This is a genomic window from Ktedonobacter robiniae (genome assembly GCF_016587375.1).
Classification (GTDB): Bacteria; Chloroflexota; Ktedonobacteria; order Ktedonobacterales; family Ktedonobacteraceae; genus Ktedonobacter; species Ktedonobacter robiniae.
Genome location: NZ_BNJG01000004.1, coordinates 197,211 through 220,001, shown reverse-complemented (window position 1 = coordinate 220,001; position 22,791 = coordinate 197,211). Strand labels below are relative to the sequence as shown.

The 22,791-nt window shown below is 54.6% G+C and carries 11 protein-coding genes and 2 pseudogenes; 12 read left to right on the top strand and 1 reads right to left on the bottom strand.

Annotation, left to right across the window (positions count from 1 at the left end):
• Nucleotides 1–2 precede the first annotated feature (2 nt).
• Complete coding sequence (locus tag JMJ04_RS41715; protein WP_201376313.1) at nt 3–1,214, top strand: aminotransferase-like domain-containing protein; 1,212 nt, start codon at nt 3–5, stop codon at nt 1,212–1,214.
• Here JMJ04_RS41715 and JMJ04_RS41710 read toward each other — a convergent pair.
• Nucleotides 1,189–1,791, bottom strand: coding sequence for a response regulator transcription factor (locus JMJ04_RS41710; RefSeq protein ID WP_201376312.1), 603 nt, complete (start codon nt 1,789–1,791; stop codon nt 1,189–1,191). The genes JMJ04_RS41715 and JMJ04_RS41710 overlap by 26 nt on opposite strands.
• 492 nt (nt 1,792–2,283) lie before the next feature.
• Between JMJ04_RS41710 and JMJ04_RS41705 the strand changes: the two genes are divergently transcribed.
• From JMJ04_RS41705 to JMJ04_RS41650, 11 genes and pseudogenes are all read left to right on the top strand, one after another.
• Nucleotides 2,284–2,850: a response regulator transcription factor gene (locus tag JMJ04_RS41705; RefSeq protein WP_201376311.1), complete on the top strand. Its 567-nt coding sequence runs from the start codon at nt 2,284–2,286 to the stop codon at nt 2,848–2,850.
• A gap of 485 nt (nt 2,851–3,335) precedes the next feature.
• The gene (locus tag JMJ04_RS41700; protein WP_201376310.1) at nt 3,336–4,409 is read left to right on the top strand and encodes a TauD/TfdA family dioxygenase; all 1,074 of its coding nucleotides are present in this window, start codon (nt 3,336–3,338) and stop codon (nt 4,407–4,409) included.
• Nucleotides 4,410–4,607: 198 nt separating this feature from the next.
• The gene (locus JMJ04_RS41695) at nt 4,608–5,372 is read left to right on the top strand and encodes a thioesterase II family protein (RefSeq protein ID WP_201376309.1); all 765 of its coding nucleotides are present in this window, start codon (nt 4,608–4,610) and stop codon (nt 5,370–5,372) included.
• A gap of 12 nt (nt 5,373–5,384) precedes the next feature.
• Nucleotides 5,385–6,734 (top strand): NAD(P)/FAD-dependent oxidoreductase, encoded by a 1,350-nt coding sequence (locus JMJ04_RS41690; protein ID WP_201376308.1) that lies wholly within the window; start codon nt 5,385–5,387, stop codon nt 6,732–6,734.
• Between the two features lie 79 nt (nt 6,735–6,813).
• Nucleotides 6,814–8,094, top strand: a complete 1,281-nt coding sequence (locus JMJ04_RS41685; protein ID WP_201376307.1) for a cation:proton antiporter domain-containing protein — start codon at nt 6,814–6,816, stop codon at nt 8,092–8,094.
• A 29-nt stretch (nt 8,095–8,123) separates the two neighbouring features.
• Entirely contained in the window at nt 8,124–9,266 is a 1,143-nt protein-coding gene (locus JMJ04_RS41680) for an acyl-CoA dehydrogenase family protein (RefSeq protein ID WP_201376306.1), read from the top strand.
• Nucleotides 9,263–10,779: pseudogene (locus JMJ04_RS41675) on the top strand (amino acid adenylation domain-containing protein). The gene JMJ04_RS41680 and the pseudogene JMJ04_RS41675 overlap by 4 nt, the downstream one beginning before the upstream one ends.
• Nucleotides 10,779–11,042 (top strand): acyl carrier protein, encoded by a 264-nt coding sequence (locus tag JMJ04_RS41665; RefSeq protein WP_201376303.1) that lies wholly within the window; start codon nt 10,779–10,781, stop codon nt 11,040–11,042. Before JMJ04_RS41675 ends, JMJ04_RS41665 begins: the two are co-directional and overlap by 1 nt.
• 141 nt (nt 11,043–11,183) lie before the next feature.
• A pseudogene (locus tag JMJ04_RS49270) lies at nt 11,184–13,898 on the top strand (beta-ketoacyl [acyl carrier protein] synthase domain-containing protein).
• Between the two features lie 170 nt (nt 13,899–14,068).
• Nucleotides 14,069–18,073: an amino acid adenylation domain-containing protein gene (locus JMJ04_RS41655; protein WP_420799589.1), complete on the top strand. Its 4,005-nt coding sequence runs from the start codon at nt 14,069–14,071 to the stop codon at nt 18,071–18,073.
• Complete coding sequence (locus JMJ04_RS41650) at nt 18,063–22,781, top strand: type I polyketide synthase (protein ID WP_201376300.1); 4,719 nt, start codon at nt 18,063–18,065, stop codon at nt 22,779–22,781. The genes JMJ04_RS41655 and JMJ04_RS41650 overlap by 11 nt, the downstream gene beginning before the upstream one ends.
• The last annotated feature ends 10 nt before the right edge of the window (nt 22,782–22,791 follow it).

Here is a 22,791-nt window from a genome sequence, read left to right as displayed (position 1 = left end):
GCATGCAAGGCCCAACTACAACAGAAAAGATCGCTCTCGCTGATTGGGCACAATCTATACAACAATCCACTATTCAACAGTTGCTCGCAGTCGCAACACATCCAGGCCACATCTCTTTCGCGTTAGGTTTACCTGCCGCTGAGTTATTTCCGATAGAAGGGTATACTCAGGCGACGTTACAGCTTTTGCAAGCCAGGCCAAACGCTTTGCAATATGGCATGCCAGAGGGTGGCTTAAAGCGTCATATTGTGAAGCTGATGGAGCTAAGAAACGTTTCCTGTCGCGAAGAACAGGTGTTTCTGACGGCGGGTGCCCAACAGGGGATAAGCCTGATTGCTCGCCTCCTCCTCAACGCTAAAGGGACCGTTCTGATGGAGGAGACAATCTATAGTGGAATCGTACAGGCCATTGAACCCTTGCAGCCAAGGATTTTGACCGTACCCAGTGACCCTCGCACAGGGATGGATGTGGATGCAGTTGTGTCTTTTGTTGAAGGAGGAGAGCGCCCCGCATTCATCTATGCCATCAGTGATGGTCATAATCCTCTCGGTGTGAGCTTAAGCCTGGAGAAGCGCCAGCGCCTGGTCGCTTTAGCCAGGCGCTTCCAGATCCCTATCGTGGAAGATGACCCTTACGGGCTGCTCTGGTACAACGATGAACAGGTACAACCATCCATGAAAGCGCTCGATGCTGATTGGGTTTTCTATCTGGGATCATTCTCGAAGATTCTCGCCCCCGCCTTGCGCGTGGGGTGGCTGGTTGTTCCAGAGCAGCTAGGTTTTATGTTGTCAGCCCTGAAAGAGGGAAGCGATATTAATACTGCCTCCTTTGCACAACGGTCAATTGCATCATATATGGATACTGGCCTGCTGCCCGATCACCTGATTGCATTGCGAAAAGAGTATAGCCTGCGTCGCGATACGATGGTAAGAGCTATACAAAAGCACTTTCCTGAGAGTGCCAGGTTTCACCCAGTGAATAATGGTATGTTTCTCTGGGTAGAACTGCCAGCAAAGATCGATACGGAACGTCTTCTCAATACTGCTATAGAAGAGGAGTGTGTTGCTTTCGTACCCGGAAGCGCATTTTCGATGGGAAGCAATTCATATGCTTCCCATTGTATGCGTTTGAATTTCTCCAATTGTAATGCGCAACGCATTGAAGAGGGAATTGCCAGGTTAGGGCGAGTTATCGCGAGATTTCTGGCTGATTGATTTCTCTAGGAAGGGACAAGGAAGTGCTTTCCGTGCGCTTCCTTGTGATATTCTTGATGTGCGTTTTGAGAGTAGCTTCGCTAATGTGCAAATCCTGTGCTATCGTCCGCCTATCCGTGCCTTCGCGTAAGAGGCTTACTATCTCGCGTTCTCTAGGTGTGAGTAATTCCTCTTTTACCGCGAAGCGAAGATCACCCGAAAACAAATCGAGAATGGGTACCGTCATCTTCGGCTCGATGAGAAATGATCCTTCAGCCAGTCCGAGCGTGGCGCGTAGCAGTTCAGCTGGAGCATTCTCCGAGAGGAAACCCCTGGCACCGTGCTTATACGCCTTCAGAAAAAGCTCGATATCCACTTCGGGAGCGAGAAGAACAAATTTGCCTCGTGGAAGATCTTTTATATTCGACATCATTGATGTATTGATGATTATCAGGTTGATAGGCTTTGAAGATAAGCACGCTTTTAATGTTTCCTGTGTTGCGGCTTCGTAGATCTGTGAAATGCGCTCGTCTTCCGCGAAGATGGTACGTAGACCCGTTCTAAGGATGTCTCTAGGCTCGGCTATGAGTATATGCACAAGATATCCTTTCCTGTGAAAACCAGACTTGTTTGTCCCTAAACTGTCATCGCATCAGGGCAAAAATAAGTATTTTTGCAAAAGGATTTAAAGACAAGAGTGCCTATATTATTATAATGTTCCCGTAGAACATTATCGTTTATCATTGTACTTCACGTAACTATAAAAATCAATACAAAAAAGGTATTTTTAGAGCAATTTGGGGGTAAAGGGGGACAACCCAAATCACCTTTGTGAGAAGCGGAATAGCGAGAAATGGAGGAGTAGGAGAAAAGAGGTCATAGATAGGCGAGTACTTCATTAGTACCAGTGGGAAGCACAGGAGTGCCAATAGGAGGCACAGGCTTAACCTTCTTGCATTACACCATCGTGGTAATGCTGTGTGTACTTCGATCAGCATTCTTGCTGGCTTGCTACCGGATTTCTGGGGAAGTTTGGGTAAAGATTATTGGATTTGAGTATTTATGTTTTTAAGCATCTAGGAGGCGAAGCATGACGCTGAGCGTATTAGTTGCTGAGGCACAAGATGTGCTGCGCGCCGGGTTACGGGCCATATTTACTGGTGACTGCCGGGTTACAAGAGTAGACGAGGTTACAACTGAAAAGGAGGCAAAACAGCATTTATTAGCGAATCAATTCGATTTGGTTGTCATGAACCAGTCGCTATTAACCGATCCCTCTTGCTTAGCGAAGAACGTTGTGCTACTTGCGGCGGAGCCTGATATTGCAGTCCTGAAAGAAGCGTATAAGTGTGGTGCTCTTGGGTATCTTTCGGTGAATGTTTCTTCTGAATTGCTAAAGACGATGCTACACCCTGCCGGACATGCATTTTTAATCGAGCCAACGCTTATTCCCTGGGTTATGGAGTATATACTGCATCAGTCGGTGACTATGGTACGACATGATTTGCTCACGCCGCGAGAAAGAGAGATTGTTGGTTTGTTAAGGGAGGGAGTAGATCGCCCTAGCATCGCCAAACAGTTGAGTATCGCGGAGACAACGCTTAAAACACACATTAAGAATATCTCTAAAAAAGGGAATGGCGCTAAAACACTCTAGCGGTGTGCAAAGAGGTTGAAACATCGATAGGGTAGTTGGAGGTACTCCTTTTGTGTTCCTCCATCTACCTGTTACCTCACCCTTTTTGGGGGGAAATATACTTATATCGAGTATTGAAATTCTCTGAAGACTAAAGATATACTTTTTATGTGTAATGATCTATCAAGTATCTTTATGTTTCTCCATTATCACGTAAACGTCTTGCTTTCTACAAAGTAAGAATGATATCACAATATCTGCTGTTTGTAGCCCTGGCTCCAGCTAGATAGTAATCGCTCTCTTTACTCTCAATCAATCCATGATTGGGATAGCGGAGCTTTTATCTTTCCCCACTCACAAGGCTCAACAGCCTTATCTCACCCTTTGGTAATTTACATCCATATTCGAGAGAGCGCATCTTCCCATTAGAATGCATCGTATGCAACCGCAAAGGAGGCATATGTTTTTGTTGTGTTTTAGTTTTGGGACGACGAAAAGGAGATCTCATGGAGAAGAAAGCTAGTCTAAAAGCAAGCATTCGCAAAAGCATTCAAGAGAAGCGAGAGGAAATTAACCTGGCAGATTTCTCGCTCACGAAGGCAGATTACCTGGCCCCTGGTAGCGAGTTCCCGCTGGTCGTTCAGCCATCTATGCCGGGTGTGAACCTTGCTGGTTGGACCAAAAGCAATCGAGAGTACATCAATACTGAACTGGCTAAGCATGGCGCTATTCTCTTTCGCAATTTTACCGTGGACTCTGCCGCGAAGTTTGAGGAGTTTGCGCGCTCGGTGAGCGCGGATGGCGACCTTTTTGATGAGTATGGTGATTTGCCACGCGATAATCCTGGCGCAAAGGTGTATCACTCTACGCCATATCCCGCCGATAAGCCAATCCTTTTCCATAACGAGAGTTCTCATACCCATCGCTGGCCGATGAAGATCATGTTTTACTGCGTGAAGTCCGCTGAGGGCAAGGGCGCGACCCCCATTATCGATTGCCGCAAGACCTATCGTACCCTCGATCCCACGATTGTTCGCCGCATGAGCCAGAAGAAGCTGCTGTATGTGCGCAACTTTATCGATGGCCTGGATGTTAGCTGGCAGCAGTTCTTCCAGACATCGAAGAAAGAGCAGGTCGAGGAGTATTGCCGTCGGGCGGGTATTGAATTGGAGTGGAAGGGCGAGAAGCATCTTACCACCCGGCAGTTGTGTCCGGCAGTGGTGAAGCACCCCAAAACCGGAGAAATGCTCTTTTTTAACCAGATTCAACTACATCACATCTCTTGCCTAGATCACGATGTACGCACCTCAATGCTATCCATGTTCCGTCAGGAGGATCTACCACGCAATGTATATTATGGTGATGGTTCTCCCATCGAAGATTCTATTGTGGCGGAAATAAGCAAACTATATGATCAGCAGGCAGTACGCTTCACGTGGCAATCTGGCGATGTTATCGTGCTGGATAATATGATGATCGCGCATGCTCGTGATCCCTTTGAAGGGACGCGGAAGATATTAGTTGCGATGGCCGAGCTTGTCTATCAAAAGGATATTGTCGCCCTGATGAACGAAGTCTGACTGCCACGTGGCACATCCCATTACTGGTAGAGGCAGTTGCTACACGTAATAAGGTTGACCGTGCAAGTATGGGTGAGTATCGAGCAGGATTACTCATCCATCACGTGGCGCGCCCCGGACACGATGCATCGGCGCGGCGCTGTAGGACGTGGGGACAAGCAATTTTCACGGCGTGGCAATGGAAGGAATGGAGTAGTCATGAGCAGTAGTAGTACTGTATCGCCCTGGTTGCCTTATTGGCAACGTAAAGCGCGCCCTCGCGTTCGCCTGTTTTGTTTTCCCTATGCTGGAGGGGGGGCCTCTATTTTTCGTTTATGGTCAGAACGGCTACCCGCTGAAATAGAGGTTTGCCCGGTGCAACTTCCCGGCCGTGAGAATCGTCTTCGGGAGAAGCCTTTTGAGGGTATCCTTCCACTCGTTGAGACGCTGGGATCTGCGTTGAACCCATACTTTGATATGCCTTTCGCGTTCTTCGGGCATAGCATGGGGGCGCTGATCAGCTTTGAACTGGCGCGTTATCTGAGTACTTCTGGCATAGAGGCGGCACTGATCCATCTGTTCATGTCGGGTCACCGGGCACCCCAGTTGCCCGATCCTGATCCTCCAACATATCACCTGCCTGAGCAGGAATTTGTGCAGGAGCTTAAACGCTTACAGGGGACTCCTGAAGAAGTAATGCAGGATCCAGAGCTATTGCAGATACTTATGCCTCTCTTGCGCGCTGATTTCGCGATATGCGAGAAATATATCTATACGTATTCCAGGCCTCTTGGTTGCCCAATTACGGCATTTGGTGGCTTGCGTGACGAAGAGGTGTCGCGTAGTGAGCTTGCCGCCTGGCAAACCCAAACGAGCGGCATGTTTAAGCAGCGTTTCTTCCCCGGTGACCATTTCTTCTTACATAAAGAGCAGGGGTCACTGCTACGAGCTATTGCGCTAGATTTGTTTGATTCCTTGCGTTAAAAGGATTGGAGGATGGCTTTGTTTGACTTTGATATTGGTATTATTGGTGGCGGTCCCGCGGGAGCGGCTACGGCGGCCTATCTTGCCAGAGGCGGCTTATCCTGTGTGATCTTTGAACGGGAGCACTTTCCCAGGCCACATGTGGGCGAGTCGCTGGTTCCGTCTTCCACCCGCGTCTTTAAAGAGTTGAACTTTCTTGAACAAATGGATAACGCGGGCTTTCAACGCAAGTATGGAGCGGCCTGGACGGCTGCTCATAATGGGCCTATCTATGAGCATAAATGGGAAGGTTTAGGGGCGGACTGCTTCGCAGGCGTAAGCTTCGAGGAGCGTAAGCAGGAAGGTGTTGATAGAAACTATACTTTTCACGTAGATCGGGCAAAGTTTGACCAGCTTCTTCTGCAACACGCGCAACGTCAAGGGGCGACTGTGTATGAAGGGGTGCGTGTGCAGCGTGTTGATTTCTCGACGCCGGATGAGCCACGCATCTGCTATACGACGACTGACAATAAAGATGCTGCTGCACGGGTTCGGCTGGTCGTTGATGCCAGCGGTCGGCGGACGCTGCTGGGAAATCAACTGAAGCTGCGTGTGCAGGATAACATCTTCGATCAGTATGCCCTGCACACCTGGTTTGAAAACTATGATCGCACAACCCTGGTGCCTGATCCATCGCAGGCGGAATATATTTACGTCCACTTCTTACCGATTACGAACTCCTGGATCTGGCAGATCCCCATTACGGACACAGTGACCAGTATTGGCGTTGTCACGCAGAAGAAGCATTTCGCCAAGTCACGTCAGGAGCGCGAGACGTTCTTCTGGGAATGCATCGAGAGCAGGCCAGAACTGGCGAAGCAGTTGCGAGCCGCGCAACAGATGCGCCCTCTTACGGAAGAGGGGAACTACAGCTACGCGATGTCGCAGATTTGTGGCGATAACTATGTGCTGGTTGGAGATGCGGCCCGCTTTGTTGATCCTATCTTCTCTACCGGCGTGAGTATCGCGCTTAATAGCGCTCGCTTTGCGTCCGCTGATATTCTGCGAGCAGCAGAGACGGGGAAATTCCGCAAAGAGAGCTTCGCGACCTTTGAGAGTACCATGCGTCGAGGCACGAAAAACTGGTACGACTTCATCTCGGTCTATTATCGTCTCAACGTGCTCTTTACCGCATTTGTACAGGATCAACGCTACCGGTTGGACGTTTTGAAGCTCTTGCAGGGAGACGTGTATGACGAGGAGACGCCCGAAGTGCTGGGGAAGATGCGGGATATTGTGAGTCAAGTGGAGCAGAATGAGAAGCATATCTGGCATCGCTACCTCGGCGAACTCACTGCCAATGCCTTTCAACCTGCCTTTTAGCCCCCTTTTCTCTGTCTGTTTCCTTTGAAGAAGAGTCGGTTGGATACACGACGCCGCCCCTCATAGGAAAGGAGATCTCATGTATACGGGACAAATTCTGCTTCAGCTTATAGTGATTCTGCTGGCGGTTCAGTTGTTTGGCTACCTGAGTAAATGGGTTGGTGTGCAATGGGTCATTGGGGAAATCCTGGCGGGGCTTGTTCTGGGGCCTTCTTTGCTGGGGGGGATCTTTCCGGGGGTCGAGGCTCTGCTCTTTCCAACGGCTACATTGCCCATGTTGCAAACGCTGGGTGATATCGGGCTGATCCTCTATATGTTTTCGTTAGGGACCAGGCTGGATGTGCAGTTGATGCTGCGGCATAGTAAGCAGGCAGCCATCGTCTCGGCCTGCGGTATTCTGCTGCCATTCGCTTCTGGTTCCATTCTCGCGTACTTCCTCTATCCCTATTTCGCCGGGCCGCGAGCAGCCTTTGTCCCTTTTGTGTTGCTTATGGGAACGGCGATGTCGATTACGGCCTTTCCTGTCCTGGCGCGCTTGCTCGCCGAGAAGCGCATGCTAGGTACCAAAGTGGGGATGCTGGCATTAACCTGCGCGTCTGTTGACGATGTTGTTGCCTGGTGTTTGCTGGCCTTTGTTGTGGCGACGATTCATGCGCATGATTTTACATCGATCTTTCTCATCGTCGGCCTGACCGTGGCGTTTATAGGCGTGATGTTGCTGGTCGTGCGGCCACTGCTCAAGTATGCCGTACAGCGTGTGTCGTCTCCTCATCTGCTGCTCGCCATCAACATGGGCGTGCTGCTGCTCGCTTCATTCTCAACCAATGCGATTGGGATTCATCCCATCTTTGGCGCTTTTCTTACCGGGGTCATTGTGCCGAGGAAAGTCAGATTTGTCGGGCAAGTGCGCAGCCTCGATCAGGTGAACAATTTGCTTTTCCTGCCCCTGTTCTTTGTGTTTAGCGGGTTGCGCACACAGATAGGCTTGATTCAAGGGCCGGCGTTGCTTGGCATTTGCGCGCTTATTCTCGGCGTTGCCTGCCTGGGAAAGATTCTGGGGGGAGCTTTACCGGTTGCCTTTTCGGGCGAATCCTGGCACACGGCCATTAGCCTGGGCGTGTTAATGAACACCAGGGGGCTGGTTGAATTGATTGTTTTAAATATTGGGTACGAACTGGGCATTCTCTCGCCCACTCTCTTTGCAATGCTTGTCATTATGGCGCTCGTAACGACAATGATGGCATCTCCGTTGTTGCCGTTGCTTGGCTATCGTACCTCTCTTATGCCAACGGAAACAATAAGTGAACAACTGGATGGGGCGATGGCGCTCGGTGTTAGCGGTGAAGGTGCGGATGAATAGCATCGTCGGTGTGTACAGGAGTCAATGGTATGGATTTTGCATGGACACAGGAACAGCAGGAGCTATCCCACTCTCTGCGGACAATAGCTCAAGCTATTTCTCATGATGACCAGCGACAAGCTCAGGGTGATTTCTGGACGCGCGCGCAATGGCGTCGATGCGCGGAGGCTGGCCTGCTGGGATTGTGTGTCTCCCAGGCGTATGGTGGTGGGGGATACGACGCGTTGACGACGGCGCTGGCGCTAGAAGCTTTTGGGTTTGGCTGTGAGGATACGGGTCTTGTCTTCTCCGCTGCGGCCCACTTGCTGGCCTGTACCATGCCCATTGTGGAGGCTGGTTCCGACTCACTGAAGGAGTCCTTCCTTCCTGGATTATGCGCGGGGCGTTTTGTTGGCGGGAACGCGATTACGGAAGATGATGCCGGCTCCGATGTGTTCGCGTTACACACGCGGGCGGTCCGCGAGGGAGATGAGTATGTCCTGGATGGCTGCAAGAGTTATGTGAGCAATGGTCCCGTGGCGGATGTCTTTGTGGTGTATGCCAGGACCAATCCTGCGCACGGCTATCTCGGCATCTCCGCGTTTGTAGTGGAGCGTACAACGCCGGGCCTGATTCTGGGAGAGCCATTTACGAAAATGGGCCTGACCAGTACGCCCGCGTGCCGCGTCTCTTTTGAGGGTTGCCGCGTACCCGCGTCTCATCGCCTGGGAAAAGAAGGACAGGGGGCCAGCCTCTTTAAGCGATCAATGCTTTGGGAGCGTGCCTGTCTGTTCGCTTTGTATCTAGGCGTTATGGAGCGGCAATTAGAGCGCACAATTCACTATGCACGCGAGCGCCGCCAATTTGGCAAGCCTATCGGTAGGAATCAGGCGGTAGCCCATCGCGTGGCGGATATGAAGCTACGGCTGGAAATGTCCAGGTTGTTGCTCTACCGTAGCTGCTGGCTCTTTGGGCGTGGAGAGCCAGCGACCTTAGAGATCGCGCTCTCCAAGTTAGCGGTGAGTTCGGCGGCGGTCCAGGGTGGGTTGGACGCCCTTCACATCCATGGAGCGCGGGGGATTGACTGTGACTATGGCATTGAGCGGATGTTGCGGGATGCTATTCCCGGTACGCTATTTTCGGGAACCGCTGAAATGCAGCGTGATATTATCGCCAATGAGTTGGGATTATGATCTTACGTGACCTTGTGCTTCGCAGCGTGGAACTGACACCTGATGCAGTGGCTGTCCAGGCTCCCGATACCAGCCTTACCTATGGCGCCCTCGATCACCTGGCGAACCGTCTGGCTCACAAACTCCGGGAGCTAGGCGTGGGGCGTGGTGATCGCGTCGGGATCTGGCTGGAGAAGTCAGCTATTTCTGTGGCGGTCATGCAGGCCGCATTACGCTTGAATGCGATATATGTGCCTTTAGACCCGCTGAGTCCCGCCGCTCGTATACGTTCTATCGCCAGCGACTGCGCTATGCGCGTCCTGGTGACGACGCATAAGCGGTCGGAGCATATCCTGAGTGAGGGTGCATTGGCTGTGATCTGCCTCTGGCTGGACGGAGAGGATGGTGAGTGGGCCAGTATCCGCCAGTTACCCACTGCTTCGCTCGATGTGCCAGAGCAAGCAGATGATGTAATTAACTATATATTGTATACTTCAGGATCTACAGGACAACCAAAGGGCGTATGCATTAGTAGTCGCAATGCGCTCGCTTTTATCACCTGGGCCGCGACGACGTTGGGGGTTACACCCGTGGATCGCCTCGCCAATCACGCGCCATTCCATTTTGATCTCTCTGTGTTAGATCTCTATGTGGCCTTTCACGCGGGCGCGACGGTCTGTTTAATTCCTGATGGAATCGCGTATTTGCCACAAAGGCTGGTGCGGTTTCTGGTGCAGGAGGGGCTAACCATCTGGTATTCGGTGCCGTCGGCCTTGACCTTAATGGTGGGGGCGGGTGGGCTGTTAGACCTGCCAGACCTGCCGCTACGGGCGATCCTTTTCGCGGGTGAGCCATTCCCGATCAAGCATTTGCGCACACTCTACCAGCGCTGGCCTCGTCCGCGCTATCTGAATCTCTATGGTCCGACGGAGACGAATGTCTGTACCTATTATGAGGTGTCCACTCGCGATGGCGCGCAGGAAACGCCCATCCCTATCGGACTGGCCTGTTCTGGCGATACGGTCTGGGTTCGCAAGGATGATGGGGGCGGGCCTTGCCCGGTGAAGAGGGTGAGTTAATTGTTGAGGGGCCAACGGTGATGGTCGGGTATTGGGGGCAACCCGCGCTCCAGGAAGCGCGCTATGCAACCGGTGATATAGTATGCCTCCAGGAGGATGGGAATTACAGTTATCTCGGTCGTCGTGATCATATGGTCAAGATTCGGGGACATCGTATTGAGCTGGGAGCGATTGAGGTGGCCCTTGAGGCGCATCCAGCTATACAAGAAGTTGTGGTACTTGTGCAGGGGCAAGATGTTGCCGCTCGTCTGGTTGCTTTTCTGGTTGTGGGCGAGCAGGGGGGCCTATCATTGTTGGAAGTTAAACGCCACTGTGCCGAGCGCTTGCCTCGCTACATGATCGTTGATGACATCTCGCTGATGGAGGCCTTGCCACGGACCCGCAATGGGAAAGTGGATAGGCTTTCCCTGGCGCAACAACTCGCAAGTTCTACATCACAGGGGGAGAAACGTTGATGTCTCGCATAGAAATAGTTGAACGTTTAAAACAGTATTTTATAACTGAAGTATTGGATGGGAAGGATATCGGGCTGGACGAGTCCACGCCTTTATTGGAGTGGGGCGTGATCAACTCGTTAGAGATTGTACGCCTGCTTGGTTTCATTCAGCAGCAGTTCGGGGTTGAGGTGCCGGCTGATGATATTACGGCTGAGTATTTCAGCTCGTTACTCTCTATTACCGACCTGATCCTTATGCATGAGAAAGCCGCCCGACCATAATACGCCTTCAACCGGTCGGGGAGCGCGCTCTATTACAGGTAGTGGCTGCCGTTACCTGTAATGGTGTTGACCATATAAGCATGGCGTGTCGGTCGGGAGCGAGACGGGAGCAAGACGCCAGTAAGTTAAGGAAGATGCATAATGCAACAAGATCGCTTGCAGCCCATCGCCATAGTTGGTATTGGCTGTCGTTTTCCTCAGGCTAAGAATCTGCGTGAGTTCTGGAAGTTACTGCAACAGGGGCGAAGTGCCATTCGTGAAGTCCCTCATGATCGTTGGGATAGCGCGTCGTTATATGATGCGGACCCGACTGTTGCGGGGAGGACAACAAGCCGTTGGGGCGGGTTTCTTGAGCAGGTAGATCAGTTTGATTGGCGCGCATTTCGCATATCTCCACGCGAAGTGAAGATGATGGACCCTCAGCAGCGTTTATTGCTTGAGGTGGCCTGGGAGGCGTTTGAAGATGCTGGTCTTTCCATGTCGCAAATAGCGGGAAGCCGAACAAGCGTCTCTATCGGTATTGGGTGGAGTGATTACCTCCGCCTACAGAGCCGCAACTGGTCCCAGATTGATGGCTATACTGCGACTGGCAATGAGAGTGGGTTCGCGTCCAGTCGCCTTTCCTACATGTTTGACCTGAAGGGGCCGAGTGTATCACTGGATGCTGGCTGCACTTCCTCGCTCGCCGCCATTCAAATGGCGTGTCAGAGCCTCTGGTTGGGAGAGGCGACCATGGCCCTGGCTGGTGGCGTGAGTTTGATGCTCTCTCCTGATGGCATGATCATCGTCTCAAAGGCGGGCTTGCTCTCCCCTGATGGGCAATGTCGGGCGCTGAACGCAGAGGCGAACGGAACGGTACGGGGCGAGGGCGCGGGCATCGTTGTGCTCAAGCCTCTCTCACTGGTAAAGCCTGCTGATCGCGTGTACGCACTCATCGAAGGAATCGCTATTAATCATAATGGGCATAATCAATGGATTATCGCGTCGGATCAGCGCGCGCAGGAACGTTTGCTACGGGACGCGTATGAGGGGGCTGGTATACGCCCTCGGACGTTGACTACGCGGAGTTGCACGGTTCAGGCTTTGTCCAGGGAGACCTGATTGAGTTGAACGCGCTGGGCGCTGTTGTCGGGGCCAGCGAGGAGCGTACTCATCCCTGTATGGTTGGTTCGGTCAAGACCAATATTGGTAATTTAGAGGCGGCTTCTGGCATTGCCAGCGTCATTAAAGTCGCGCTCGCGCTTTATCATGAGCAGATTCCCCCCACGCTCAATATTGAAACCCCTGGTCCCGCGCTTACCGCGCAACAGGGGCTTCTAGAGGCCCCACGAGCCGCGTGTCCCTGGCCTGAGAGAAGCGGTGGGAAGCGTGTCGCGAGCGTGACAACGCTCTCTTTGACAGGGGCTAATGCTCACCTGATTCTCACAGCCCCGGAGAAGGAGCCTCGCCAGGTGGAGACAGAGCAGGCGTGCATCCTGCCCCTCTCGGCTCGCAGTAAAGAAGCCCTGGTAGAGCAGGCCAGGGCGATGCGCGATTTCTTGTGTTCCCCTGAGGAAGGGATGCGGCATAGCTGGTACGATATTTGCTATACAGCTGGCGCTCGCCGCTCGCATCACCCATATCGCCTGGCGGTCAACGGTAAAACCGCTTTGGAGGCCGTCGCTGCCCTGGATGCGTTGCTCGTGGATAGCTCATCCGGTTCTGAAGGAGGGGCAAGTCGCGCTAAACGCCATAAGCTGGTTTTCCTGTGCGAATACCAGGGGCCGCCGCGCAAGATGATGGAGAGCGAGCGGCTGTGGCAAGGGGCCGCGTTCCGCAGAACCCTTGAGGAGTGCCACCGCATCTTCCTGTCATTGACCGGAAGTCCTCTGCTGGAACTAGCGACGACAGATCGTTTTCGTTTTAGTGCTACGGTCCCCGATGCGCTTGTGTTCTTCTCGTTCCAGGTCGCGTTAGCGGTGTTATGGTCTTCATTTGGCGTCTCGCCCGATGCCGTCATTGGCGAAGGACAGGGAGAGGTTGCCGCTGCATGTATTGCGGGTGCGCTCTCTTTAGATGTGGCAATGGCGTTTCTGCTTCACTACGCCGAACAGCAAGAACACGCCCAGCATGGCGGGGCGCAGCCAACGGCGAGCCACAGCCTGGAGAAGGCGACCATTCCGCTCTACTCCACGACGCTGGGACAGTACCAGGCGTCCGCGTCAATTGTGCTGCGTCCGGGCATTCCCGACCTCTCGGCCTCTGTCATTGATCAGATGCTCAAGGAGGGCTATGATACGTTTGTGGAGCTTGGCCTTCCCTCGACCGCGCTTGGGGCCGTTCTTGCGCGTTTACTGCACCATAATCTGGAATGCTACACGCTGCCGTCGTTGGGCTGGCAGGAGAGTGATAGCCCCGCCCTGCTGAAAACGCTGGGAACGCTCTATGCCGCTGGCTTCACGGTAGACTGGCAGGCGCTCTATGCGCGTGAAGGGCAGTGTGTGAGTTTGCCATCGTATAGCTGGCAGCGTGAGCGGGTGTGGCCTGAGTGGCTTGATATCGAAACGATCAGTACTCCGCCTGAAACCACTTGTGTGCGTTACACGGGGGAGCTTGGGAGCGTACAGGCATCTCAACACGATGCCTCTGTCGAAGAACGGTTGCTGCGCATCTGGCAACAGATACTGGGTGTGCGGGAGATCGAGCCTGAACAGAGCTTTTTTGAGCTTGGCGGCCATTCGCTGTTCGCCGCTCAACTCCTGACCAGTATTCGCCACAATTTCGATGTCGCTTTGACGCTCAGCGAGTTCGTTACCCATGCCACGCCGCTCGCCTGCGCCCAGCTTATCAAGCAAAAGCAGGCCGATGCGACCGTGATACAGCAGGAAGCGGAACTGCCACCTGTACAGCATGATCGCAAGCGGCGCCACCTGCCATTTCCCATCACGGATGTGCAGCAGGCCTACTGGATCGGGCGTAGCGACACCTTTGAGCTAGGCAACGTCGGCAATCATGGCTATATTGAAGTGGAGGCCCTGGACCTTGATATGCAGCGCCTCAACAGCGCGATCCAGAAGTTGATTGCGCGCCATGAGATGCTGCGCACGATTATCCTGCCGGATGGTCAACAGCAGATTCTAGAGCATGTTCCCGCGTATCATGTTGAGTTCGAGGACCTGCGCGACCGTTTCTCCCAGGAGCGAGAGGCCCGCCTGGCGGAGATCCGGCAACAGATGGATCATCAACTCTTCAATGTTGAGTCCTGGCCTACCTTCGCGTTGCGCGTCTCGCGTCTTGATGAGCATCTCTACCGCTTGCATGTAAGTGTCGAAGTGCTATTCGCTGATGCCTGGAGCATGAATATCCTCATCCAGGAGTTTGCCTACTGCTATAGCTATCCTGATGAGGTGCTTCCTCCACTGGAGCTTTCTTTTAGAGATTACGCCCTGGCCTCAAGCGCGCTGGAAAGCACTGAGCGCTATCGACGAGATGAGCAGTACTGGTTAGAGCGCCTGCCTCATTTGCCGGCGGCCCCAGATTTGCCGATCAGTAGGAATCCAGCCCTGCTGACGCAGGCGCGAACCGTGCATCGGGAGGGGCATCTGTCCCGCGAGTCCTGGCAACAATTGAAAGTCCTTGCCATGAGGGCCGGGATAACCCCCTCGTGCGTCTTGCTGGCGGCCTTCGCTGAAATCCTTACCGCCTGGAGTAAGTCGCCGCGTTTTAGCATTAATCTGACCTTGTTTAACCGCCTGCCGCTGCATCCAGAGGTCAACGAGATTGTGGGTGATTTTACCTCGCTTACCCTCTTAGAGGTGGATACCATGGGAGGCGCGAACTTTGAGCAGCGGGCAAAGCGGTTGCAGGCGCAGTTATGGGCGGATTTAGATCATAGCCTCTATAGCGGTCTTCAGGTCTTGCGGCATATGGCGCGCGCGCAAGGAGAAGTCGGCAAGGCGTTGATGCCCGTGGTGTTTACTAGCTTGCTCGTGCAGGATACCGCGATTAAGCATCCCACCCCCTGGCATGAGACGGTCTATTGTGTCAGCCAAACACCCCAGGTCTGGCTAGATCACCAGGTATTGGAGTCCCATGGCGAATTGATCTTCCACTGGCAATCAGTCGATGAGATCTTCCCCGCTGGCTTGATGGCGGAAATGTTCGCCGCTTACTGTCATTTGCTCCAGCGATTGGCCGAGGACGAGGCGTACTGGCAGGCGGCAACGAGAGCGATTGTCCCCCAGGAATACCTATGCGCGCGCCAGAGAGCGAACGAGACAGCCGCGCCCGTCTCCGATGAATTGCTCCATTCGTTCTTCGTACGGCAGGTTGAGCAGCGGCCCGATCACATCGCGGTAATCGCGCCTCAGCGCAGTTTAACGTATAAAGAGATCTATAGCAGCATGTTACAACTGGCGCACCAGCTGCGGCAGTGGCATGTGCGACCGAATCAGCTTGTGGGCGTCGTGATGGAGAAAGGCTGGGAGCAGGTTGTTGCCACACTCGGCATTTTGCAATCTGGCGCGGCGTACTTGCCCATTGACGCTCATTTGCCGCCTGAGCGCCTGCTCTACTTACTCGCACATGGGCAGGTTGAGTGTGTCATTACCCAATCCTGGATTGACGACCGTGTGGCCTGGCCGGACCATATGAAACGCCTCTGCGCAGACACCCTCGACGTAAGCCGCGTCGACCTGGAGCCACTGTCATCGGTGCAGCGAGCAGAGGACCTGGCCTATGTAATCTATACCTCCGGCTCTACAGGTCTGCCCAAGGGGGTCATGATCGACCATAGAGGCGCGGTCAATACCATTCTGGATATCAATCAGCGCTTTCAGGTGAGCAGCCAAGATCGTGTCCTGGCGCTGTCCGCCTTAAACTTTGACTTATCGGTCTATGACATTTTCGGTGTCCTGGCTGCCGGCGGCACCATTGTCTTACCCGCGGCGGGCGACATTCGTGACCCTGAGTCGTGGTTGGAAATCGTGACGAGGGAGCGTGTCACGATATGGAATTCCGTGCCAGCCTTGCTGCAAATGTGCGTTGAGTACGCGGAGGGAGCGCCGGGCGGGCGTCTGCGGAACTCGTGCTTACGGCTCGCCATGTTGAGCGGCGATTGGATCCCCTTGACGCTCCCTGAGCGCCTGCACTCATTGAAGCCAGAGGTTGAGCTTATCAGCCTGGGGGGCGCGACCGAGGCATCCATCTGGTCGATCCTCTTCCCGATTGCGGCAGTGGACCCTGCGTGGAAGAGCATCCCCTATGGGAAGCCGATGCTGAATCAGCGCTTTGCGGTCCTAAACGACGCGTTGGAGCCATGTCCCACGTGGGTTCCTGGTCAACTGTATATCAGTGGGATCGGGCTTGCCAGGGGGTACTGGCGTGACGAGCAGAAGACGCGAGACAGCTTCTTCATCCATCCCCATACGGGCGAGCGGCTGTATCGTACAGGAGATCTGGGGTGTTACCTGCCAGATGGGAACATTGAGTTCTTAGGGCGCGAAGATTTCCAGGTCAAGGTGCTTGGGCATCGTATAGAACTTGGCGAGATAGAAGAAACCTTACTCAAGCATCCGGCGGTCCAATCGGTCGTCGCCGCCGCGATGAATGATCCGGTGAGCAAAGATAAGCGGCTGGTGGCATATGTGGTGCCACGTCAGGCTGCCTCTCCCGCCATTCCAGAGCGGAAGGAATACAGCCTCGAACAACTGACGGGTAGACGTGCCTATATGGGTGAGGCAAACGGACATAGTAATGGTTTGCAACATCTTGGCGCGCAATTCGGGCAGGGTAGCATCCGCCAGGACACGACGGGTACCATTATCGAGCTACCATCGCTAGAGCGCGATGCGCGGACCATAGATAGATACCGGCAACGCCTGAGCTACCGTCAGTTCCTCTCCGAAACCATCCCGTTTGAGCAATTCAGTCAATTCCTCGGCATCCTGGGACAAATCGAGCTTGAGCAGTTGCCGAAGTATCCCTATCCCTCCGCGAGCAGCATCTATCCTGTGCAAACCTATCTCTATATCAAGGCCGACCGGGTTGAGGGTCTGCCAGAAGGCATTTACTATTATAATCCACAAATGCATCAATTGATGATTATTGCGGAAGATGTGCGTTTACCTGAACATATTCATGGTGCTGAGAACCGGCCCATTTTCGCGCAATCCGCGTTCACGCTCTTTCTCATAGGCGATTTGCGGGCGGTGCGCGCACGCTATGGTGAGGTGGCGCGTGACTTCTGTTTGTTGGAGGCGGGCTATATTGGACAACTCTTGATGAGCATGGCGGCCCAATACGCAGTGGGCCTCTGCCCCATTGGTGGATTAGACTTCGCGACTATCCAGGATCACTTTGCCCTGGAGGGAGAGCAGATCCTCCTGCATAGCCTGCTTGGTGGGGGCGTCGATCCTACCGCCTCCACGGGCTGGTCATTCCTGGAAGGTGGGACAGGCAAAAGTGAGAAAACGGGGGAAGCGAACGCGGCCCTGGCGCGAGCGGGTGAGGCGGGTCTTTCGGTTGGTGAATTGCGTGAGTATCTGCGCAATAAGCTGCCTGAGTACATGGTGCCTTCGGCTATCCTCCTCCTCGGCGCCCTGCCGTTGACCGCAAACGGCAAAGTAGACCGTCAGCATCTACCCCAGCCTGAGATGTCCGGCGCGGCAGTTGAAAAGGCGTTTACTGCGCCAAACTCGGACTTAGAGCGTACCATCGCGGCCGTCTGGCAAGAGCTATTGCCTGGTCGGAAGGTAGGCATTCACGATAACTTCTTTGATCTGGGAGGCAACTCGCTCTTAATGGTGCGAGCCTACACCAGGTTACGTAAATTACTGCAAAAGAATGTTTCTATGGTGACGATGTTCTTCCAATATCCCACAATTGCCATGCTATCGGAGTTCCTCGCGCAAGAGGGGCAGATAAGCGCGCCCGCTCCGGAGACCAGTGCGGTCCAGCAGCAACGCATAGAGCGGCGGAGAGGATCGCATCAGCAGGAAAGGCTTACCAGGCTCAAGCATCGCATCAAAGAAAGGGATGAAGATGATGCATAATCAACACATTTCCGATTCGGATATCGCTATTATTGGTCTTCATTGTCGTGTACCTGGGGCTAATACTGCCGACGAGTTCTGGCGCAATCTCCGCGAGGGCGTGGAGAGTATCTCCTACTGCTCTGACGAACAACTGCGTAGCACGCTGGCAAAGTCGCTGGGATACGTACCAGAAGAGGTGGTGGCGCGTTGGACGAAAGACGCGAAATATGTCAGAGCCGCCGCCGCGCTTGAAGATATAGACCTGTTTGACGCGGCCTTCTTTGGCTATAGCGCGACGGAGGCGGAGATCTTAGATCCGCAACAACGTCTCTTTCTTGAATGCTCCTGGGCCGCTTTAGAGGACGCGGGCTATACGCCAGAATCCTCTACCGGACTGGTTGGCGTGTATGGCGGATCAGAGGTGAATGCGTACCATGGGAACGCGGGCGGCTACACTATCATGCCAGCGGAGCGCGATCTGCTCTCGGTGCTGGGAGCGGAAAGCGGCTACCTGACCACGCGTGTCTCGTATAAGCTGAACCTCAAGGGACCGAGCTTTAATGTGCAGAGCGCCTGCTCTACGTCGTTAGTGGCTATTCACGCCGCCTGCCAGGGGCTAAAGAACGGCGAATGCGACATGGCATTGGCGGGCGGCGTGACCGCCTACACGACGCAGCAGGTGGGATATCTCTATCAGGAGGGCAGTATGTTCTCTCCCGATGGACATTGCCGCCCATTTGATGCCCAGGCTCGCGGCACCGTTTTCGCGATGGGAGGAATGGGCGTTATCGTCCTCAAGCGCCTGAGTGAAGCGCTTGAAGATAGGGATCATATCTACGCGATCATCAAAGGCTCGGCCATTAACAATGATGGATCGATCAAAACGGGCTATACCGCGCCCAGCGTCGATGGGCAGGTCAGAGTGATTATGGAAGCGCTGGCGGCTGCGGATGTATCGGCTGACACGATCAGCTATATTGAAGCGCACGGTACCGCGACCCAGATTGGCGATCCGATTGAGATTGCCGCGCTGACCCAGGCCTTTCAACGAGGTACGCAACGGAAACAGTTTTGCGCCGTTGGCTCCGTGAAATCAAACATTGGTCATCTTGGGGCGGCGGCTGGCGTCGCGAGCATCATCAAGACCACCCAGGCGTTAAGGCACAGGCAAATCCCGCCCAGTCTGCATTACAAGGAGTCCAATCCACAGATCAACTTCCCAGAGAGTCCCTTCTATGTGAACACCGTTCTCTCCGACTGGCAGACGACGGACGATATACCGCGTAGGGCAGGAGTAAGTTCTTTCGGTATTGGTGGAACAAACGCGCATATAGTTATGCAAGAGGCCCCTGAAGTTGAGGAGGCACCAGATGCCTCGCGCCCCTGGCAAGTGCTGCTCCTCTCGGCACGCACCGAAGAGGCGCTAGAGCGCATGAAGACAAACCTGAAGGAGTATCTCCAGACGCGGCCCGCTGCCTCCCTGGCTGATCTCGCCTTTACCCTGCAAACTGGGCGCAAGCGTTTCGCGCATCGCTACGCCCTCGTCTGTGATAGCGCAAGCGAAGCCGTGAGGCTATTAGAGGAGGGTCAGGGATATAGCGCCGAGGAGGAGGAGCAGAAGGCGGAAGTCGCCTTTCTGTTCTCTGGCCAGGGCGCGCAATACAGCAAGATGGCGCTCGAACTCTACCAGTGCGAGCCGGTCTTCCGCACCCAGGTGGATCAGTGCGCGCAACTGCTCAAGCCGCATCTGGGCTTTGATCTGCGCGCGCTCCTCTATCCCGCTTCCTCGCAGCAAGAAGTGGAAGCGAGCCAGCGCCTCAACCAGACCTATGTGACGCAGCCGGCTCTGTTTGTGATCGAATACGCCATGGCTCAGCTATGGATGAAGTGGGGCTTGAAGCCGGGCGCGATGATTGGTCATAGTATCGGCGAGTATGTCGCCGCGTGCCTGGCGGGCGTGTTTACGCTGGAAGAAGCGTTGGCCCTGGTGGCACTGCGTGGTCGCCTGATGCAGGAGCTTCCCGCGGGCGCAATGACATCCGTGCCGCTGCCAGAGCGTGAGGTGCGGGCGCTGCTCGGCCCACAACTCTCCATCGCGGCCTGTAATAGCCTGAGCGACTGTGTGGTCTCCGGTCCCTTCGACGCCGTTGAGCAGCTAGAGCGGAAGTTGCAGGAGCGCGATATCTTGTGCCGGCGCTTGCACACCTCGCACGCCTTCCATTCGCAGATGATGGATCCAATGTTGGAGCGTTTCACGGCGGAGGTGCGCAAGATACACCTGCGAGCACCGAAGATCCCGTATATCTCCAACGTGACCGGCACCTGGATTACCAATCAAGAGGCGACGAGGCCCGAATACTGGGCGCAGCACTTGCGGCAGACCGTCCGCTTCGCCGATGGATTGCAGACCTTGCTGCAATCCTCTGCCAGAGTGTTGTTAGAGCTTGGTCCAGGCCGTAGCCTGGTGAGCTTTGTGAAACGCCATCCTGCGAAGAGGAGCGAGCATACGGCCTTGCCTTCGCTGCGCCATCCCCAGGATAGCGAGTCTGATCTCTCCTTCCTGCTGCATACCTGCGGGCGCTTGTGGAGCGCTGGCGTCAAATTAAACTGGACACGATTTCATAATGGGGAGCAACGACAGCGGCTCTCTCTCCCCACCTACCCCTTTGAGCGCAAACGCTACTGGAAATATCCTCAGCGGCAATACCTGCAATCCGGGGTGCAGGGCTGGCCCACGAAAGAGCAGGATGTTACGCGCTGGTTCTCGGTCCCTTCCTGGAAGCGTTCGCTTTTGTCACCCACGCTCGTGCCTCAGCAAGCGGGCGAGGATCACCCCTGGGTGATCTTCACTGATGAGTACGGAACGGGCGCGCAGCTTGCGAGGTGTCTTGAGGAGGATGGCGAAACCGTCATCACGGTGAAAGCGGGCGATGCGTTCTCCCAACTCGCTAACCGGCTCTACACCGTTCAACCGGGGCGATTGGGTGACTATGAGGCCCTGTTTACCGCGCTGGACACGCTTCATCTCCAACCGGCCAGAATCGTGCATCTCTGGTCTATCATACCGGAAGCCGTCACTGGAACGGATTGGGAGCAATGCGATAGCGCTCAGGAGCGCGGCTTTTATAGCCTGCTCTTCATCGCGCAGGCCCTGGGGAAGCACAACATCACGCATCCCGTCCAGATTTCCGTCATCACCAATCACTTGCAAGAGGTCATGGGCGGAGAAGTGTACTCGCCGGTACGGGCAACCGTGTTTGGGCCGGGGAAGGTCATCTCCCACGAGTATTCACAAATGACTTGCCACTCTATTGACGTGGATTGTGTTGGGGAGGCGTTGCGCAGCGAGTGGCTTGCCGCGCAACTGGCGACGGAACTGCGGCTTGAGAAGCCAGAGGTAGCCGTGGCCTATCGTAATCGGCATCGCTGGGTGCAGACAACCGAGCCAGTGGCCCTGGAACCAGCGCCGGAAGAATCCATAATGCCGCTGCGTCAGCGAGGGGTATACCTTATCACGGGTGGCTTAGGCGGCGTGGGGCTGGTGCTGGCCGAGCATCTTGCGCGAACGGTGCAGGCGAGGCTGGTATTGCTTGGGCGTGGCGAACTCCCTCGCCGCGAGGACTGGGAGGCATGGCTGGCGACTCACAGCACTGATGAGCGGAGCGCTCAACGCATTCGCTCTATCCAGGCTTTAGAGGAAGCCGGAGCGGAGGTCCTGCCTGTCTCCGCCGATGTCACAGATGAGGTCGCCATGCGCCAGGTGCTCGCCCAGGCCGAACGGCGCTTCGGGCAGCTTCATGGCGTTATTCACGCCGCCGGTGTCGTTGATGTGGGCATTATACAACTCAAAGCTCCTGAAGCAGCCGCGCGCGTGCTCGCGCCAAAGGTGCGCGGCACCCTCGTTCTGGATCGCGTTGTACAGGATATACCGCTGGACTTCATTGTGCTCTGCTCTTCCCTCTACTCGGTGATTGGCGGCACGGGTCAGGTCGACTATTGCGCGGCGAATGCCTTCTTAGATTGCTATGCCTTCTACAATACGGCGCGGCGAAATGTGGCGACGCTCTCGATTAACTGGGATGCCTGGCAGGAAGTCGGGATGGCTGTGGATACGGGCAACGGTAATGGATCTACCGGCAGCGACCAGGCGGAAGCGAGCGGCACCACGCGGCGCGGGTTCCTGCCAAAGGATGGGATTCTGTCGCGTGAGGGGGTCGAGGCCTTTCAGCGAATTCTCCAGCGGGCGGCCTTCCCGCAGGTGATGGTCTCAACGCGTAATTTGCAGGAAGTACAGCAGCGAATGCAACACCCCTCAGTCGCGCACATCGAAGAGGATGAGGTAGGGACCGCGAGCGCCGTCCATAGCCGACCGAACATCAAGACCTCCTACGTCGAGCCGCGCAACTCGTTAGAGCAGCATATCGCCGATATCTGGCAGAGAGTCATCGGCATCGATAAGGTTGGCACGAGCGATAACTTCTTTGACCTGGGTGGCGACTCGGTCATGATTATGCAGGTGCTGAAACGCTTATATGACATCTGCCAGGTCGAGCTTTCTGTGCACGTCTTCTTTGAGTACCCAACGGTTGAGAGCCTGGCGAATACCATCACGCAGCGACAGATGGAGGCGCTTGATGGGGCCCAGGTGGAAACGCTACTCCAGAGCGTGGATCAATTATCTGAAGAGGAAGTAGCGCTGCTCCTCGGACAACAGGCGGCGGAGTAAGGAGCATAAC